The sequence below is a fragment of the Pleomorphomonas oryzae DSM 16300 genome, from assembly GCF_000422965.1.
Classification (GTDB): domain Bacteria; phylum Pseudomonadota; class Alphaproteobacteria; order Rhizobiales; family Pleomorphomonadaceae; genus Pleomorphomonas; species Pleomorphomonas oryzae.
Map to the genome: position 1 here is coordinate 90,017 of NZ_AUHB01000001.1, position 17,406 is coordinate 107,422.

The 17,406-nt window shown below is 61.8% G+C and carries 18 protein-coding genes; 5 read left to right on the top strand and 13 right to left on the bottom strand.

The annotated features are described in order from the left end of the window. Positions 1 to 2: 2 nt before the first annotated feature. Positions 3 to 1,424 (bottom strand): DNA repair protein RadA, encoded by a 1,422-nt coding sequence (gene radA, locus G522_RS0100455; RefSeq protein WP_026789364.1) that lies wholly within the window; start codon positions 1,422 to 1,424, stop codon positions 3 to 5. Positions 1,425 to 1,701: 277 nt separating this feature from the next. Between radA and G522_RS0100460 the strand changes: the two genes are divergently transcribed. Beyond that, positions 1,702 to 1,968: a hypothetical protein gene (locus G522_RS0100460; RefSeq protein WP_026789365.1), complete on the top strand. Its 267-nt coding sequence runs from the start codon at positions 1,702 to 1,704 to the stop codon at positions 1,966 to 1,968. Between the two features lie 617 nt (positions 1,969 to 2,585). Here the strand turns inward: G522_RS0100460 and G522_RS0100470 are convergent. Then, positions 2,586 to 3,020, bottom strand: coding sequence for a CBS domain-containing protein (locus G522_RS0100470; RefSeq protein ID WP_036837507.1), 435 nt, complete (start codon positions 3,018 to 3,020; stop codon positions 2,586 to 2,588). Positions 3,021 to 3,146: 126 nt separating this feature from the next. After that, positions 3,147 to 3,902, bottom strand: coding sequence for a rhomboid family intramembrane serine protease (locus tag G522_RS0100475; protein ID WP_026789367.1), 756 nt, complete (start codon positions 3,900 to 3,902; stop codon positions 3,147 to 3,149). 466 nt (positions 3,903 to 4,368) lie between these two features. Here G522_RS0100475 and G522_RS24905 point away from each other — a divergent pair, with 466 nt between their 5' ends. The 4 genes from G522_RS24905 to G522_RS0100495 all read left to right on the top strand — a co-directional run bounded on the left by G522_RS24905 (position 4,369) and on the right by G522_RS0100495 (position 7,641). Further along, the gene (locus G522_RS24905; protein ID WP_036837509.1) at positions 4,369 to 5,034 is read left to right on the top strand and encodes a PAS domain-containing protein; all 666 of its coding nucleotides are present in this window, start codon (positions 4,369 to 4,371) and stop codon (positions 5,032 to 5,034) included. A 98-nt stretch (positions 5,035 to 5,132) separates the two neighbouring features. Continuing rightward, positions 5,133 to 5,750, top strand: a complete 618-nt coding sequence (locus tag G522_RS0100485; RefSeq protein ID WP_026789368.1) for a PilZ domain-containing protein — start codon at positions 5,133 to 5,135, stop codon at positions 5,748 to 5,750. A gap of 573 nt (positions 5,751 to 6,323) precedes the next feature. Further along, entirely contained in the window at positions 6,324 to 6,839 is a 516-nt protein-coding gene (locus G522_RS0100490) for a transglutaminase-like cysteine peptidase (RefSeq protein ID WP_026789369.1), read from the top strand. A gap of 520 nt (positions 6,840 to 7,359) precedes the next feature. Further along, entirely contained in the window at positions 7,360 to 7,641 is a 282-nt protein-coding gene (locus G522_RS0100495) for an ArsR/SmtB family transcription factor (RefSeq protein ID WP_036837512.1), read from the top strand. Positions 7,642 to 7,748: 107 nt separating this feature from the next. Here the strand turns inward: G522_RS0100495 and G522_RS0100500 are convergent, their stop codons facing one another. The 10 genes from G522_RS0100500 to aptA all read right to left on the bottom strand — a co-directional run bounded on the left by G522_RS0100500 (position 7,749) and on the right by aptA (position 17,346). Further along, positions 7,749 to 8,732 carry an ABC transporter substrate-binding protein gene (locus G522_RS0100500; RefSeq protein WP_026789371.1) on the bottom strand — a complete coding sequence of 328 codons (984 nt, stop codon included), beginning with the start codon at positions 8,730 to 8,732 and terminating at the stop codon, positions 7,749 to 7,751. A gap of 46 nt (positions 8,733 to 8,778) precedes the next feature. After that, a complete protein-coding gene (locus G522_RS0100505; protein WP_026789372.1) occupies positions 8,779 to 9,648 on the bottom strand; it encodes an ABC transporter permease in 870 nt (289 codons plus the stop codon). After that, positions 9,648 to 10,547 (bottom strand): ABC transporter permease, encoded by a 900-nt coding sequence (locus G522_RS0100510; RefSeq protein ID WP_026789373.1) that lies wholly within the window; start codon positions 10,545 to 10,547, stop codon positions 9,648 to 9,650. Before G522_RS0100510 ends, G522_RS0100505 begins: the two co-directional genes overlap by 1 nt. 27 nt (positions 10,548 to 10,574) lie before the next feature. Further along, positions 10,575 to 11,354: an ABC transporter ATP-binding protein gene (locus G522_RS0100515; protein ID WP_156886779.1), complete on the bottom strand. Its 780-nt coding sequence runs from the start codon at positions 11,352 to 11,354 to the stop codon at positions 10,575 to 10,577. Between the two features lie 298 nt (positions 11,355 to 11,652). Beyond that, positions 11,653 to 13,107, bottom strand: a complete 1,455-nt coding sequence (gene hydA / locus G522_RS0100520) for a dihydropyrimidinase (RefSeq protein WP_026789375.1) — start codon at positions 13,105 to 13,107, stop codon at positions 11,653 to 11,655. Positions 13,108 to 13,110: 3 nt separating this feature from the next. After that, the gene (locus tag G522_RS0100525; protein ID WP_026789376.1) at positions 13,111 to 13,599 is read right to left on the bottom strand and encodes a GNAT family N-acetyltransferase; all 489 of its coding nucleotides are present in this window, start codon (positions 13,597 to 13,599) and stop codon (positions 13,111 to 13,113) included. Continuing rightward, on the bottom strand, positions 13,596 to 14,849 hold the full coding sequence (locus tag G522_RS0100530; protein WP_156886799.1) for a Zn-dependent hydrolase: 1,254 nt from the start codon (positions 14,847 to 14,849) through the stop codon (positions 13,596 to 13,598). The genes G522_RS0100525 and G522_RS0100530 overlap by 4 nt, the downstream gene beginning before the upstream one ends. Before the next feature lie 256 nt (positions 14,850 to 15,105). Continuing rightward, the gene (locus G522_RS0100535) at positions 15,106 to 15,336 is read right to left on the bottom strand and encodes a hypothetical protein (protein WP_026789378.1); all 231 of its coding nucleotides are present in this window, start codon (positions 15,334 to 15,336) and stop codon (positions 15,106 to 15,108) included. Positions 15,337 to 15,505: 169 nt separating this feature from the next. Further along, positions 15,506 to 15,952, bottom strand: a complete 447-nt coding sequence (locus G522_RS0100540; protein ID WP_425414036.1) for a VOC family protein — start codon at positions 15,950 to 15,952, stop codon at positions 15,506 to 15,508. Positions 15,953 to 16,026: 74 nt separating this feature from the next. Then, positions 16,027 to 17,346, bottom strand: a complete 1,320-nt coding sequence (gene aptA, locus G522_RS0100545) for an omega-aminotransferase AptA (RefSeq protein WP_026789380.1) — start codon at positions 17,344 to 17,346, stop codon at positions 16,027 to 16,029. Positions 17,347 to 17,406 lie beyond the last annotated feature (60 nt).

Sequence of the window (17,406 nt, forward strand, 5' to 3'; positions counted from 1 at the left end):
GCTTATCCACGCTGCTCGCGGCGAGGAGCGGCCGCACCGGCACCATCGGCGGCGATGCGGGTGACCAGATCGACGAGCTGGGTGACGGCGGCCCGTTTCAAACCGGTCGGCGCCTCCCCGCTTGCGAGCTTGGGTCCCACGGCCCGAGCAAAGCCCAGCTTTTCGGCTTCCTTGAGGCGGGCGGCAGCATGCGCCACAGGACGGACAGCACCCGACAGGCTGACTTCGCCGAAATAGACGCAGTCGTGGCCGAGAGACGTGCCAGCCAGCGAGGAGACCAGCGCCGCGGCAACCGCCAGATCGGCGGCCGGTTCCTGGATGCGCAGGCCACCTGCAACGGCCAGATAGACGTCATGCTGGCCGAAGCGGACGCCGCAATGGGCTTCCAGCACGGCAAGGATCATGGCGAGCCGGCTGCCATCCCAGCCGACGACGGCGCGGCGCGGCGTGCCGAGCGAGGTGGGGGCCACCAGCGCCTGGATCTCCACCAGCATCGGCCGCGTGCCCTCCATGCCGGCAAAGACGGCGGCGCCGGCGGACGAACCGTCGCGCTCGCCCATAAACAATTCCGACGGGTTCGGCACTTCCCGCAATCCGTCGCCGGTCATCTCGAACACGCCGATCTCATCGGTCGGGCCGAAACGGTTCTTGACCGACCGCAGCACGCGGAAATGGCGCGCGCCATCGCCCTCGAAATAAAGAACGGCGTCGACCATGTGCTCGACGACGCGCGGGCCGGCGATCGAGCCATCCTTGGTCACGTGACCGACCAGAACGACGGTGGCGCCGCTTTCCTTGGCATAGCGGACCATGGCCTGCGCCGCCGTGCGCACTTGAGTCACCGTGCCGGGTCCGGATTCGACCACCTCCGTCCACAGCGTCTGGATGGAATCGATGACGACCAGATCCGGCGTCGGCCCATCGGCCAGCGTCGTCAGAATATCCTCGACGGAGGTCTCGGCGGCGAGCGCCACCGGCGCGTCGGAAAGACCCAGCCGTTCGGCCCTGAGGCGCACTTGGGCGACGGCCTCCTCTCCCGAGACATAGACGACGCGGGCGCCTTTCCGCGCCAGGGTGGCCGCGGCCTGAATGAGCAGGGTCGACTTGCCGATGCCCGGATCGCCGCCGACAAGGAGAGCCGAACCGCGCACGAAGCCACCGCCGGTCACGCGGTCGAGTTCGGCGATGCCGGATTCGAGGCGCGGCGTCTGTGCGATCTCACCCGACAGTTCCACCAGCGGCACGACGCGCCCTTTGCGCATCGGCCTGCCCTTCTGACCGAAAACCGCCGAGCCGATGGTGGCGCCGCCGCCAACTTCCTCGACGAAGGAGTTCCAAGCACCGCAGGCCTCGCACTTGCCAACCCAGCGCGGACTGACGGCGCCGCAGGACTGGCAGACGAATTGAGTAGTGCGCTTGGCCATGACATCTCCGGGATCGGAATCGGTCCCTGTTCACAAAGCTGCGAATAGGGTTGACGGAACATGACGGAATGTTCCTGTTTTGTCCACAACAAAACATGGGCATCTCCCATGCGTGAGGCGAAAAGTTCACTTCTCACAAAGGCTTGGGTCAGACCGTCCCCGAGGGGGCCGACAAAGGTCGGAGAGGCAGGCAATGCCTTAGTTTCGGCGCCATTAGCCAACAAACAACGCTTCTCGCGTATGTGTTCTCCCGTATCAGGGAGCTAAGGACCGTGCCATGAACCCGACCAAGACCATGATTGCCGATGCTATCCGTCGCTTCCAGATCGAGGCCACGCCGGCCTGGACCAGCCTGACAACCGATGGCACGACTCCCGAACTCGACCACATCGAGCCCCATTCCAACACGATCAGCACCGTCGACTGCCTGTTTGACGGCAACGCCACCATCGTGCTGAAGGGCGAGCGCGCCCTGCCCGCGCGCATCTTCGGCCGCTTCGATTCACGCCGCGCCGAAGTCGAGCGCATCATCATCGCCGCCTGAGCATCCACGACATCGGACCGAAAAGTGGATCCACTTTTCGGATCAATCCGATGCTCAAACATAAAACCTGGAACGGTGGCTCGGAAATGTCCGGGCACCCACCGTTATCGAGAAAAGCCGACCGGCGGGCCTCCGCCGATCGGCTCTATAAAGGCTTGAACTGCGCGGTTTTCAGATGACGCCGGCCACGATGGCGACGACGAACAGAAACGCGGCGCAAACGACCAGGGTGTTGAGACTACGGGTCAGGCTCATCGCGGGTCTCCTTCGTGCCTTCACGATCGTCGATTGCCGGACCAGCCGCCTTCTCAACGATCGCTGAAACAGAACGTTTCAACCTGTTCATGAGCTCCGCCGTTGGCGGAACCGTTATTCACGCGGCCATCGCGCGTCGCGAGCTAGGCCGTGCACCCAACCGATCGGGCCAACCGATCGGGCTTGACGAAATCTTAACTTCCTCTCGCCGAAGCGCAACTCATTTTGGCCTCGCCGGCATGGTCAATAAGGCGATAGTGTTCTAACTTCCTACGGCATATGCGGAATTTAATGCCACGCGGCGCCATGTCGCGCCGCATGCTGGGGAAAACCATACCCAAGCCCGCCGTCGACAGGCGGATTCAGGTGGTGAAGAGGTAGTTCCGGATCTCGGTCGCCTGATGCTCGATGTCGGCCACGCGATGCTTGACCACGTCGCCGATCGACACCATGCCGACCAGCTTGCCATCCTCCACCACCGGCAGGTGGCGGAAGCGGCCGTTGGTCATCATGTCCATCAGGTCCTCCACCGTGTCGTCCCGCGTGCAGGTGCTGACCTTGCGCGTCATATGCGAACTGGCGAGCTCTTCGAGCACACGGGCGCCATGCAGAGCCAGCGAGGCGACGATGTCGCGTTCCGACAGGATGCCGATGACGGCGCGGTCATCGTCGACGAAAATCAGGGCGCCGATCTTGTTACTGGCCAGCCTTGCCACCGCCTGTCCGAGCGTCATCGAACGGTCACCGGTGACCACATCCTCGCCTTTGACGGACAAAATCTGTTTGACGGTCGTCATTTCCATGCCTCCAGCTTGTCCCTGACAAAGAGGCCGCCTGTTGTTCGACGTTCCGCTCCTTGTCGCCCCCTCATGAAGGATGGATTGAATCGAACGGTCTGGCAAGCACGACCTAGGGATTTTCCCTTAGCCGGGTCGGCTCGCCGCCGACGGTCGAGGATCGAACAGCGAGAACAGCAAGATGCCGACAATATAACCGAGCGTATTGTGCACCAGCGTTCGGCCATCGAGACCTGAGGAGGCATAGAGCACGGCGAAAAGCGTGTTGGCGGCGAAGATGAAGCCGAACAGCTGCAGCACCCGGACGTCCGACCACATTTCGACGATCCCCAGCGCCGGCTGCCGCCAGGCATCGCTTCCCATGGTCATGATGCCTCCGAGACCCGCCGCGTAAATGAAGCGGATGGACGCGCCGAGCAGGGCCGCGACAACGAAGCTGGGACCGAGCAATACGGATTGGACGTCTTTGGCCAGCAGCCAGAACAGACCCGCACCGATAATCGAAGCCGCCGCGGAGAAGAGAATGAAGCGCCATGCCCCGAAGCGACGCGCTACTGCGGTCCCGAAAGCGGCCAACCAGAGAAGATCGAACACCAAGCTGGAAGGCGTGGGACTCAAAAAGACGTAGGTCAGCGGACTCCAGAGGCCAGCCGCCCAGCCTCCCGGAAAGCCGACGCCCGAAGCCAGATACTGATAGCGCATGGGCATGAAGCAGAAGGTTAGCAGGAACGTGGCCGCCCCATCTCCACTCAGATACCAGGTGCGACCGATGAAGATGCCAGCCGACAGCAGGATGAAGGCAAGGATCACCCGCGGCAGGTTGAACATCGGTTCTTGATTGTCGTTGTCGCTCTGCATCGCGGCTTCCTCAACGCCCGCCATGCCGCGAGCTTCCGACAGGGCTTTATCGCAAACACAGCAACGGTGCCAGAGCGCAGCCAAAAAGGCACAGCCGGAGCGGAGTGGTGCCGCAATGGATCAGTTGCCGCACGTTGGAGCGATCCATAAAAATGCGCTCGCCGTGATAACGGACCATAAACCAAATCCGACGCCAAACGTTCATGGTTTGGTGACCAAGACATCCCTTCAGCGTTAACATCGCGCCGTCGCCCGAATCCGCCGGTTCTCGTCAGGGTCGCAGGGCGGCCATACTACACGTATTTATTTTTTCAACCGCCGATCCCCTTTTCCACGAGAACAGTGGGGACAACGGGCATGTTCTGGCACGAGGCCTGCTCAGGAACCATCAGTTGGTTTAGGACGAGCTGCCCCTGTGCCGAAATGGCATGGTGCCTCGTCCGACCACGGACAAATTGAGCCGGGTTGGTCTGGTCTTGCGGGGATTTCGATGAAAAGCGTCGTCGCGCGTTCTCTTTATGAATATTGGACGAACCTGCGCGGCCGGCGGGCGGCGCCGGAGCGTAACGAAGTGGATCCGGCTGCCATTCGCGGCATTCTCGGTGACACTTTCATTCTCGAAGCCCTCGACCGTCAGACCTATTCCTTCCGCCTCGCCGGTACCCGCATCTGCGCCGCTTACGGCCGCGAGCTGAAAGGACGCAACGTCCTCGACTTCTGGTCGGGCAAAGATCGGGAATCCATCGCCTGCCTGCTGGCGGCCGTGGTCGAAGACGGCGCCGCCGCCGTATTCGGCCTCAGCGCCACCAATGACCGCGGCCAGGTCATGCCGGTAGAGGTGATGTTCCTGCCGCTCCACCACGAGGGCGAAAACCACACGCGTATCCTCGGCTGCTTCGCGCCCATGGACCAGCCCTACTGGCTCGGCCTCTACCCGGTGGTGCGTCAGCCGCTTCAGAGCCTCAGGCTGATTTGGCCGGACGAGAAGCCCGCCTTCCTGCTGACCAGCGAGAAGGTTGACGGCACACATAGCCGGGCGCCTCTTCGCCATGAGCCCCCCGCCCTCAACGTCGACCGTCGCCGGCCCGCTCCCCACACGCTGCCGGGGCGGACTTTCCGGCATTTCCGCGTCATTGAGGGAGGACGGGCAGACTGAGTCACACCGCGCGAGCGCGCCACTAAACTTAATCTTAAGGTTGGATGCTTACCGTTACACCGAGAACGGCCATGTCTGGCCGACCAGTGGACAGCGGCATGGCAACCCTCGCGGCTACGACGCCTCTCCGTGCGAGTAAATTTCCCAAGCCGGAACGTCGGCGGTTTCAGCGCGTAAAGATCGATGTGCTCGGCCGCTTCATGCTGTCCAACCGCAACGAATATCCCTGTCAGGTCCAAGATATGTCCCCCGGCGGTGCGGCGTTGATAACCCCGGTTACCGGTGAAGTCGGGGAAAGGGTCGTTGCCTATCTCGACCATGTGGGCCGCATCGAAGGACAGATAACACGTCTGTTTGAAGGTGGCTTTGCCATGACGGTGAACGCCACCGCCGGCAAGCGCGAAAAGCTCGCAAGCCAGCTCACGTGGCTAGCCAACCGCGACACCCTTAGTCTGCCTGAGGATCGCCGCCACGAGCGCATCACGCCTCAGCGTCCGTTCTCGAACCTGGTCCTGCCCGATGGGCAGGAAAGCCGCTGCAAGATCATCGACGTGTCGCTATCCGGCGCAGCCATTGCCACCCCTCTCAAGCCGCCGCTCGGTACAGCGATCACACTTGGGCGCATGCGGGCCCGCGTTGTTCGTCACTTCCCCGAAGGCATCGCCGTTGAGTTCGCGATGCTGCAATCGGAAGACATGCTGAAGAACAATCTCTGATCCGAGACACCAGCACTGGTGCGCCTTCCGATCTTTTCATTTCGATAACCACGTCTCGACGTCGCCACCGGTCGGCCCCATTTGAGCCGCGCCGAAGGCAACGCCTGCGCCTGCCCGATGCGAGCCATCGCGGGCTTCTTCTCCCCCTCGGAAACCGTCCACCTGTGCCAATGAAGGACACCTCCCTTTGGCAGGGTTAATGCAGCTTGCCAAACGGGAAGTCTCGAAGTCGGACAGGCCAAAGACTCCGGGCCAATCGGGCAACCGTTCGATCTGTGGCGCGTTAACGCCAGGACCGGCCGGTTCAATGATGGTGGACAGAAAGTAAATAGTACTGTCGGGATTAGTATAAACAAAACCTAAAATACACCCAAAATTTTCGTAAACAGATCATTTCCGGGTTACTTGCGTTTTGATTCTCATATTTCACAGGACCGAAAAACAACTGTGCCATTCTCCTGACAACAACAGGGAGACGTCACGACGATGAAAAAGATCGCGACGCTAACGAAAACGGTTCTTTGTTTTTCGGCTTTACTTGCCGCTCAAGCAGGCTGGGCTGCCGAGAAACTGATGAGCATCCACGGCGTCGCGGCCCCTCCGGTCGGCTACGTGCAGTTCTGCGCTGAGTATCCAGCCGATTGCCGGCCAGAAAAAGACACCGATCAGGTCGTCACCCTCACCCAAGCGGTGTGGAACCAGCTCAACCAGATCAACACGGGGGTCAACACCGCCGTGCTGCCTGCCACAGACATGGAAATCTACGGCGTTCTCGAGCACTGGGACTATCCCAAACTCGCCGGCGACTGTGAGGATTACGTGCTGGAAAAGCGGCGCGACCTGATCCAGTCGGGTTGGCCCGAAAGCGCGTTGCTGATCACTGTCGTGCGCGATGAAACCGGCTCCGGTCATGCGGTTCTGACCGTACGCACCAATCGGGGCGACGTCGTGCTGGACAACAAGACGGACAAGATTCTGGTGTGGGCAGACACGCCCTATACCTACCTGAAACGTCAGTCGACGCGCGACCCCAACACCTGGGATCTCATCGAGGATGCCCGTACGTCGCTGGTCGGCTCGCTGAAGTGACCATCACGGCTATTCGAGTCGCCGCATCCGGTCTGGGCGCGGCGACAATTCGATTCCCGGTGCGATGGGCGCGACGCTGCGAAATGCGCAACATTGACGAAGCGGCCTCAGCCAGCCACAACGATTTCCTCAAGAAAATTCGCTAGAGTAAAAACAACCATCGGTTTTACAATTTCGACTCTGCAGAATGCTTCGTTTTGAGGGCGAATTCAGACCGCTTCGCGGAGTGCTTGCCTAGACACTTGAAATTTCCCGCAAATTCACCGTTTCTAAAATCTCTCCGCAAAGTTCCTGATTTGAGACTTTGTTCACCATATTCAATCATTTAATTGCCATCGTTAGTTTTACTCGCTAAAATTACCTTTTGTAGCTAGACTACCGCATTGCCGCCGACTGAACGTCTCGGAGTCACCTTGTGTTTCCGTGGAGTTGACGATTTATTGTCGCGGAAGGCACCTCTTCAATTGAGGTGAACCGAGCCATGCACGACACCAGTCAAAGCGATTCAGTTGATACCGGAATGGCCGTTCCGCTGCTGATCCACGATCTTTCCCGAACTGTTCGGGCGCTTTCGCATGAACAGCGTCTTGCCATTCTCGTGCATCTCTCCCAGGGGGAGTGCTCGGTTGGCGAACTCGAACGGAAACTCAACCTTCCGCAACCTGCGGTATCACAGCAGCTCGCCCGTCTCAGGTCGGATGGACTCGTCCTGACCCGTCGCGAGGGGCGGACCATCTATTATTGCGCTCACCGCCAGCGCCTCGGCGATTTTCTGGCCGGCCTGAACCGGCTTCTCATTTGAGCTCCGCTCCGATCGAGCGACGCCTGCTGCCCAACAAATGCTTTCTGAGGTATCGGCCGCGCGAAGGATTGGTTTCGCGCGGCCAATGCCGAAGATGATTGCCGGCGTTATTTCAACGCGGCATCGGTGATCTCGTGCGTCCAGGCGCCTTCCGGCTTCTTGGTAATGATCTTCTGATCGAGAACCGCCTTTTCGGTACGAGCATAGGCGGCCTCGTCGAGCACGCCGGTGGAGTCGCCCAGTAGCTTGGCAACTTCTTTGATCATGTAGAGCTGATGCTCCTTGGTCTGGGCGCCGGTGGTGTCGTTGTCGATGACGATGTCGGCGGCGTCCTCAGGATGGTCCTTGGCGTAGGTCCAGCCTTTCATCGAGGCGCGGACAAAGCGGATGAGCTTATCCTTGAAGGCCGGATCCTTCAGGCTCGGTTCAAGCGCATAAAGGCCATCCTCCAGCAGATTTTCGCCCATGTCGGTGTAGGAGAAGACGGTCAACTTGTCGGCTGTGTAGCCGGCGTCGTAGGCCTGACCGAGTTCGTTGTAGGTCATGACGTGGATGCAGTCGGCCTGCTTCTGGATGAGCGGTTGCACGTCAAAGCTCTGCTGCAGGATCTTGACGCCGTCGGGACCGCCTTCGGTCTTCAGGCCATGCTTGTTGGCGAGCGCGAAGAAAGGCACCTCGTTGCCGTAGAACCAGACGCCGATGGTGTGCCCCTTGAAATCTTCCACCTTCTTGATCGGGCTGTCGGCCGGGCAGATGATCTCGAGGCCGGCGTTCTTGTAGGGCTGGGCGATGTTGACCAGCGGCACGCCCTTTTCGCGGGCAGCCAGCGCGGCCCCCATCCAGTCGACGATCACGTCGGCGCCGCCACCGGCGATAATCTGCTCGGGAGCAATGTTGGGTCCACCGGGCTTGATCTCGACGTCGAGCCCTTCGGCTTCATAATAGCCCTTGTCCTTGGCGACGAAATAGCCGGCAAACTGGGCCTGCGTCACCCATTTCAACTGTAGCGTCAGCTTGTCGGCGGCATTGGCCCCGAACGCCGTCAGGGCCATGGCACTGGCAAGTGCCAGCTTGGTCACGGTGTTGGTCATGTCGTTCCCCTTTTTTGATTGCCGGCGGCGGTTGCCGCCGCCGGGTTCACCTCTGCCCTTTGCGAACAGACGGATGCCAGAAGGTCACGCGCCGTTCCAAAAGCGCGATGACGCCGTAGAAAGCCGAGCCGAGGATGGCCGCGACACCGATTTCCGCCCAGACCATGGCGGTGTTCATGCGGCCCATTTCGGTGGAGATGCGGAAGCCGACGCCGTAGGTCGGCGCGCCGAAGAACTCGGCGACGATGGCGCCGATCAGGGCCAGCGTGGAGTTGATCTTCAGCGCGTTGAAAATGAACGGCCAGGCGGCCGGCAGGCGGAGGCGGCGCATTTCGTCGCCCCAGGTCGCAGCATAGGTGCGCATCAAGTCGCGCTCCATGTGGCCGGCGGCGGCAAGCCCCGCTTCGGTGTTGACCAGCATCGGGAAGAAAGTCATCAGCACGATGACCGCCGCCTTGGATTGCCAGTCGAAGCCGAACCACATGACGGCGATCGGTGCGACGCCGACGATGGGCAGGGCCGATACGAAGTTGCCGAGCGGCAGCAGGCCACGCTTCAGGAAATCGGAGCGGTTGATGAGGAGCGCAGCCAGAAAACCAAGACCGCAGCCGACGAGGTAGCCCGACAGTGCCGACTTGACGAAGGTCTGAATCACGTCCTCCCAGAGGGTCGGCAGCGCGTTGGCTGCCACATTCAGGATAACCGACGGCGCCGGCAGCAGGATTTCCGGGACGCCGAAACCTCGCGTTACCAGCTCCCACTCGGCGATGAGCATGACGCCGAACAGAAGCGGCACGGCCAGATCGACGAAGCGCCGCGCCGCCGGGAGCGCTTCGCCGAGATGGACGAGATAGACGCAAAGCCAGGAGATGCCGAGCGCAACGCCGAGGATGGCGATCAACAGGACAGCGACCATCAGGCGGCCCTCCGCTCGGGGCGGGCGCCCATCAGACGCATGACGAGGCTTTCCGACCAGCCGACCACCAACACGAGAATGCCGGCCAGGAAAGCAGCAGCGAACAGAGCCGCCCAGATCTGGATGGTCTGACCGTAATAGGAGCCGGACAGCAACCGAGCGCCGAGGCCGGCGGCTGCGCCGGTCGGCAGTTCGCCGACGATGGCGCCGATCAGCGAAATGGCAATGCCCACCTTGAGCGAGGCAAACAGGTAGGGCACCGACGCCGGCCAGCGAAGCTTGGTGAACACCTGCAGATCGTCGGCGTTGTAGGTCCGCATCAGGTCGAGATGGATTGTTTCCGGCGAGCGCAGGCCCTTGACCATGCCGACCACCACCGGAAAGAAGGAGAGGTAGGTGGAGATCAGCGCCTTGGGCAACAGGCCGGAGATGCCGATGGCGTTGAGCACGACGATCAGCATCGGCGCCACGGCGAGGATGGGTACCGTCTGGCTGGCGATGATCCAAGGCATCAGCGATTTGTCCATCACCTTCTGATGAACGATGCCGATGGCGAGCAGAATGCCGAGCAGCGTGCCGAGAAGGAAGCCGAGCAGCGTCGCCGACAGTGTCACCCAGCCGTGGTAGACGAGGCTGCGCTTGGAGGTGACCGACAAGCCGGCTGTGCTCTTCCACAATTCGGCGATGACTTGGTGCGGCGCCGGTAGAAGGGGCTTGTCGAGCGCCCAGGACCGATACCAGGTTGCCGATGGGGTGAAGGCGAGGCCCTTCAACTGCGCCTCGGCCACCACGGTGGAGTGGTTCATGAACAGGGCCGCGACATACCAGAATGCGACGATGACGGCGATGACCGTCAGCACCGGAACGACGCTGTGACGAAAGAAGGAAGGCTGTGTCATGCCGCCCTCCCCGCTTGCAGGAAGGGCCTAGTCGTCATAGCTATGCCCCGCTCTCAGGCCGTCGCGCACCCGCTGGGCAAGTTTCAGAAACTCCGGCGTTTCGCGAATGTCGAGCGGCCTCGGGCCGCGCGGCAGATCGCTCTCGACGATGTCGTGGATGCGGCCGGGCCGCGGGCTCATCACCACGATCTTGGTGGAGAGATAGACCGCTTCGGGGATGGAGTGGGTGACGAAGACCACCGTCTTCTTGGTCTTGGCCCAGAGCTGCAGAAGTTGCTCATTGAGATGATCGCGCACGATCTCGTCGAGGGCGCCAAACGGCTCGTCCATCAGGAGAAGATCCGGCTCGACGGCAAGGGCACGGGCAATCGAGGCGCGCTGCTGCATGCCGCCGGACAGCTGCCAGGGATATTTCTTCTCAAAGCCTGTGAGGTTGACCAGAGCCAGGTTGCGCGCAATGCGCTCGTCCTGCTGGGCGCGCGTGAGCCCCATGATCTCCAGCGGCAATGCCACGTTCCTGGCAATGGTGCGCCAAGGATAAAGGGCCGGCGCCTGAAAGACATAGCCATAGGCTCGGTCGAGACGGGCGAGCTCCGGCGTAGTGCCATTGACGGAGATCGAGCCGCCGGTCGGCTGTTCCAGATCGGCGATGACGCGGAGCAGCGTCGTCTTGCCGCAGCCGGAGGGGCCGATGAAGGAAACGAAGTCGCCCTTGGCGATCTTCAGGTCGATGTTGGAAAGCGCCTGAACCGGTCCGTCGCCGGTCTCAAAAGTCAGGGATAGCGCCTCGATGTCGATGACATTCATACTTGCCGGCACCCCAGGCATCCGGCCGAAAAGTTGCAGCTTTTCGGAAAGAGCGGATACGAAGAAGAGGACTGGAGCGATCGTCCCTGCAGCTTGATCGACTTCGCTCCAACGCATGGTGAAGACACAGCCGTTCCCTCGGCCGGCCGCCACAGGCGACCACCTTGTCCGCCATCCCGCTCTGCGGGACGGCACGGCCAGATACGCAAACCTTGCCCGACCGCCTCCCGCAACGCTCACCAAGTCGGCCGATAGCTGACCGAAATCAAAGCAAGAAGCGGGCCGACCGGGTCACTTCTCAGATGCCGGTGACAGGAATGCCGGCACGTTCGACGCGCCGCGGCGACACGATTTCCTTCCACTGGCTAAGCGCCTTGGCCACCGCCGTGAACGGCTTGCGCGGCACGAACTTGCCGTGGCCTTCCTCCGTCTTCATGGTGGCTTCCTCGACCACCACCTTGCCGCGCGACAGCGTGAAGCGCGGCAGCCCGGTTACCTCGTAGCCGTCGAACACGTTGTACTCGATCACCGACTGCTGGGTCTTCGGCGAGATGACCTTGGTGCGCTTGGGGTCCCAGACCACGAGATCGGCATCGGCGCCGACCAGCACGGCGCCCTTCTTCGGATACATGTTGAGGATCTTGGCGCTGTTGGTCGAGGTCACCGCCACGAATTCATTCATGGTCAACCGGCCGGTGCGCACGCCATAGGTCCACAGCAGCGGCATGCGGTCTTCGAGACCGCCGGTGCCGTTGGGGATCTTGCGGAAGTCGCCGAGACCATTGCGCTTCTGGGCAATGGTGAAGGTGCAATGATCGGTAGCGACGCAGCTCAGCGAGCCGGCGGCGAGACCGGCCCACAGGCTGTCCTGGTGCAGCTTGTTGCGGAAGGGCGGGCTCATGACGCGGACGGCCGAATGATCCCAGTCGGGATTGGCGTATTCGCTTTCATCGAGCAGAAGGTGCTGGATCAGCGGCTCGCCATAGACGCGCATGCCCTTCTGGCGGGCGCGGCGGATCGCCTCATGCGCCTGCTCGCAGGAGGTATGAACGACGTAGAGGGGAGCGCCGGCCATATCGGCCAGCATGATGGCACGGTTGGTGGCTTCGCCCTCGACTTCCGGCGGACGCGAGTAAGCATGCGCCTCGGGACCGGTGTTGCCTTGGGCAAACAGCTTGGCCTGCATCTGGGCGACGACGTCGCCGTTCTCGGCGTGCACCATCGGCAGGGCACCGAGTTCGGCCAGGCGCTGGAAGGACGAGAACATCTCGTCGTCGTCCACCATCAGCGAGCCCTTGTAGGCCATGAAGTGCTTGAAGGAATTGATACCCTTCTCCTCGACGACCACCTTCATCTCGTCGAAGATCTTCTCATTCCACGAGGTGACGCACATGTGGAAGGAATAGTCGCTGTTGGCGCGACTCGCCCGGTTGTGCCAGCTCTGCAGAGCGCTGAGCATCGACTCGTCCGGACGCGGCGTGATGAAATCGACCACCATGGTGGTGCCGCCGGCAAGGCCCGCCCGGGTGCCGCTGTCGAAATCGTCAGCCGAATAGGTGCCCATGAAGGGCATCTCGAGGTGAGTATGCGGATCGATGCCACCCGGCATGACGTAGCAGCCCGTGGCATCCAGCACCTCGTCGCCCTTGAGATCGGGACCGATGGCCACGATGCGCTCGCCTTCGATCAGCACGTCGGCTTCATACGTCAGATCGGCGGTGACGATGGTTCCACCCTTGATGACCTTCGACATGGTTCAACCCTCGTTGGACGGTTTGTCCGTCAGCTTTCTTGTCATGAACAGACTATAGGGGTTCGCAGCGTAATCGGCGAACGGGCCGCATTCGGCGTAACCGAGCCGACGATACATCGTCACCGCCTCGGTGTTGAGCGGGCCGGTTTCCAGATAGAGCGTTTTCACGCCGCGTTCGGCGGCAAGCGCTTCGAGACGGGCCATGATGCGGCGTCCAAGGCCCAGACCACGCGCTGCTTCCGCTACAAAGATGCGCTTCAGCTCGGCCGTACCGTCAGCGAACCATTTCACCGCCCCGCAGCCTTCGGCCGAGCCGCTCCGCCGCGCGACGAGAAAGGTGATGTCCGGCGACGTCAAGCCTACGATGTCGGTGCCGAAATGCCCTTGCGGCGGGTAGCGCTCCAGCGAATAGGCGTCGGAGGCCTCGATCAACGCCACGACGTCGGGGCTATCCGGCGCCTCCTCGGCTATGGCGTGGAGAGCATCCGTCATCCGGCGACGATCTCCGCAGTTTCCAGCACGGCGTGCAACAGCACGTCGGCGCCGGCTGCCGCCCACTCCGGGGTGATCTTCTCGTCCTCGTTATGGGAAAGGCCGTCGACACAGGGACACATGATCATGGTGGCCGGCGCCACCTTGGCCGCCCAGCAAGCGTCATGACCGGCACCGGAGACGATGTTCATGTGGCTGTAGCCGAGCTTCTCGGTAACGGAACGAACACGGGAGACCAGCGTCGGATCGAAGGTGATGGGGTCAAAATGGCCGACCACCTCGACCGAGCATTTGACGCCCAGAGGATCGCAGAGTTTCGGCGCTTCAGCCTCGATGAGCGCCCGCATGCGGTCGAGCTTGTCCTGCTCGGGCGAGCGGATATCGACGGTGAAGATGACGGTACCCGGCAATACGTTGCGCGAATTGGGCGAGAACTTCACTTGGCCGACACCGCCAACCGCATTGGGTTGACTGTCCATCGCCACCTTCTGCACCAGCTCGAAGATGCGGGCCATGGCAAGGCCGGCGTTGACGCGCATGTTCATCGGCGTCGAGCCGGTATGCGCCTCCTTGCCGGTCAGCGTGAACTCCAGCCACCAGAGGCCCTGGCAATGGGTGACGACACCGATCTGCTTGTTCTCGGCTTCGAGAATGGGCCCCTGTTCGATGTGATACTCGAAATAAGCGTGCATCTTGCGCGCGCCGACCTCTTCCTCCCCGAGCCAGCCGATGCGCTTCAGCTCATCGCCGAACACCTTGCCGTCGAGGTCCTTGCGCGAATAGGCGTAGTCGAGGCTGTGGACGCCGGCGAAGACACCCGAGGCCAGCATGGCCGGCGCAAATCGGCCGCCCTCCTCGTTGGTCCAGTTGACGACGACGATTGGATGCTTGGTCTTGACGCCGAGGTCGTTCAGCGAACGGACGACTTCCAGGGCGCTGAGCACGCCGAGCACGCCGTCATACTTGCCGCCGGTCGGCTGAGTGTCGAGATGACTGCCGACATAGACCGGCAAAGCGTTCGGATCGGTGCCCGGCCTGGTAAAGAACATCGTTCCGATCTGGTCGATGCCGAGCGTCATGCCGGCTGCGTCGCCCCAGGCCTTGAACAGCGCCCTGCCCTTGGCATCGGCGTCCGTCAGCGTCTGTCTGTTGCAGCCCCCTCTGAGACCGGGGCCGGTGGTCGCCATCTCTTCAAGGCTGTCCCACAGCCGCGCTCCGTTGACCCGCATGTTGTCGGTCGGCGTCGTCATCATGTTCCCCTGATCGCGAGAGCAAGCCGATCGGGCCACCCCCGACATTCCCCGGCCATCCAACCATCCCTCGGACGGCGGATCGGCAAAACTTTTACCAATTGATAAAGGCAGTGTCGGATTTGCCCCTGAATTGGTCAAGGGCGATTTTTGGGCAACAAACTAGGCAAAAGCCTCAGTTTTTGGCGAAACTCAAAAAGTTGCTGCGCTTCGCAGCAGAGCTACGTGCCGTATTCGAGCAGAAGCGCGGAAAGCTTCAAAGTACCAACGCGGAAAGCAATGCGAAGGCAGCGTAAGTCACGTTGAAAATCAGCAGAAGATGGAAGCCGTGCAGCAGAATGTGGTGCGCGGATGCCGGCTGGCGCGCCAACAAATGGGCGACACCAATCATGGCCAGCATGAATGCTCCAACGAGGGAGGCGACAAACCGCCGGGCCATGCCACAAAAGGCGGCCACCAACATGGTTATGGTAACGATCGGCGTCATAACCTGCCTCCGTCGCGCTCCGTTTCGCTGGCGGCAAGATCGCTCCGGTGTCCGGCAGAAACATGGCAAGCCTGTTGGAAACACCGACGGTCAGGATCACGTTGTCGCGACCATCGGTGTTTCGATCGATGCCCAAGCTCAACCGGCGAGCGAATGGTTAGTCAGCCGATCACCTGGGTTCGGGCTCCAGATAGCCGATGGCGCTACCCGCCGCGTCGAGCACAATCGCAATCTTGCCAACGCCCTGGATCGCCCACGGGCCGCGCAGAACCTTGCCGCCGGCTGGCGCTACCTTGCCGACGGCCGCATCGATATCATCGACGGCGACATAGGGGAACCAGTCGCGCGAGCCGGGCTGACTTTCCGGCCACTCGTAAATACCGGCCACCGGCTTTTCCTCTCCAGCCGTATGGGCCAGCGTATAAAGTCCGTTGTCCCCCATATCCTCCTCGGTGAACGTCCAGCCAAGGGCGGCGCCATAGAAGGCCTTGGCGGCGGCGACGTCCGGGGTCATCAGCTCATTCCAACAAAAACTACCGTGAGTCATGGCGGTCTCCTCTCGATCAGCCATTACGGAACATAACGTGAACCAAATGTTCGCTGAACGCAATGACATTAATCGGTCCAGATGACAAAACGCCGGCCAGGGAGCCCGGCCGGCGTTGTTTTAGGAGCGAACGGTATCCGTCTTCAGGGCAGCGTCTTCAGCACGTCGGCGATCACCGACACCAGGAAGTCAATCTGCTCCTTGGTCACGATCAGCGGCGGCGACAGGGCGATGATGTCGCCTGTGGTGCGCATCATTACGCCCTTCTCGTAGGCACTCAGAAAGGCCGAAAAGGCGCGCTTGGTCGGCTCGCCGTCGATCGGCCGCAGCTCGATGGCGCCGACGAGGCCGATGTTGCGGATGTCGATGACATGCGGCAGGCCCTTCAGCGAATGCAGCGCATCCTCGAAATACTGTGCGAGCTCGGGACCGCGGGTGAGCAGGCCCTCCTTGGCGTAGATGTCCAGCGTCGCCATGGAAGCGGCGCAGGCGACCGGATGGGCCGAGTAGGTGTAGCCGTGGAACAGCTCGATGGCGTGCTCCGGCCCGGTCATGAAGGCGTCGTAGATCTCCGAGGAACAGAACACGCCGCCCATCGGGATGACGCCGTTGGTGATGCCCTTCGCCGTAACGACCATATCCGGGACGATGCCGAAGTAATCGACCGCGAAGGGCGTGCCCAGGCGGCCGAAGCCGGTGATCACTTCGTCGAAAATCAGGAGAATGTCGTGCTTGGTGCAGATCTGCCGGAGGCGCTCCAGATAGCCCCTGGGCGGCACCAGCACGCCCGTTGAACCCGACATCGGTTCGACGATGACAGCGGCGATGTTGGAAGCATCATGCAGGTAGATGATACGCTCGAGTTCGTCGGCAAACTCGGCACCATATTCCGGCTGGCCACGCGTGAAGGCGTTGCGCTCGATATCATGCGTATGGCGCATGTGATCGACACCGGTGAGCAGCGAGCCGAAGAACTTGCGGTTGGTGGGGATTCCGCCGACCGAGATGCCGCCGAAGTTGACGCCGTGATAGCCGCGCTCGCGACCGATGAGACGTGTCTTGGTGCCCTTGCCGCGAGCGCGCTGGTAGGCGAGCGCAATCTTCAGAGCCGTCTCCACCGACTCGGAACCGGAGTTGGTGAAGAACACGTGGTCGAGCGGTTTCGGCAGCATAGAGGTGAGGCGCGCCGCCAGCTCGAACGCCTTGGGGTGGCCCATCTGGAAGGCCGGGGCGTAGTCGAGCTCACCCACCTGGTTGGCCACCGCCTCGACGATCTCGCGGCGACCGTGGCCGGCATTGACGCACCAGAGGCCGGCCGCCGCGTCGAGCAGCTTCCGCCCGTCGACCGTGGTGTAATACATGCCCGAGGCCGAGGCGAGCAGACGCGGCGCCTTCTTGAACTGCCGGTTGGCGGTAAACGGCATCCAGAAGGCTTCGAGATTGTTGGGAACGGGAACGTTCATGAAGATCTCCGATCGAGGCGGACGGCGAGGCTTGGATAGCGCTCGAGCGGGTCCGGATCG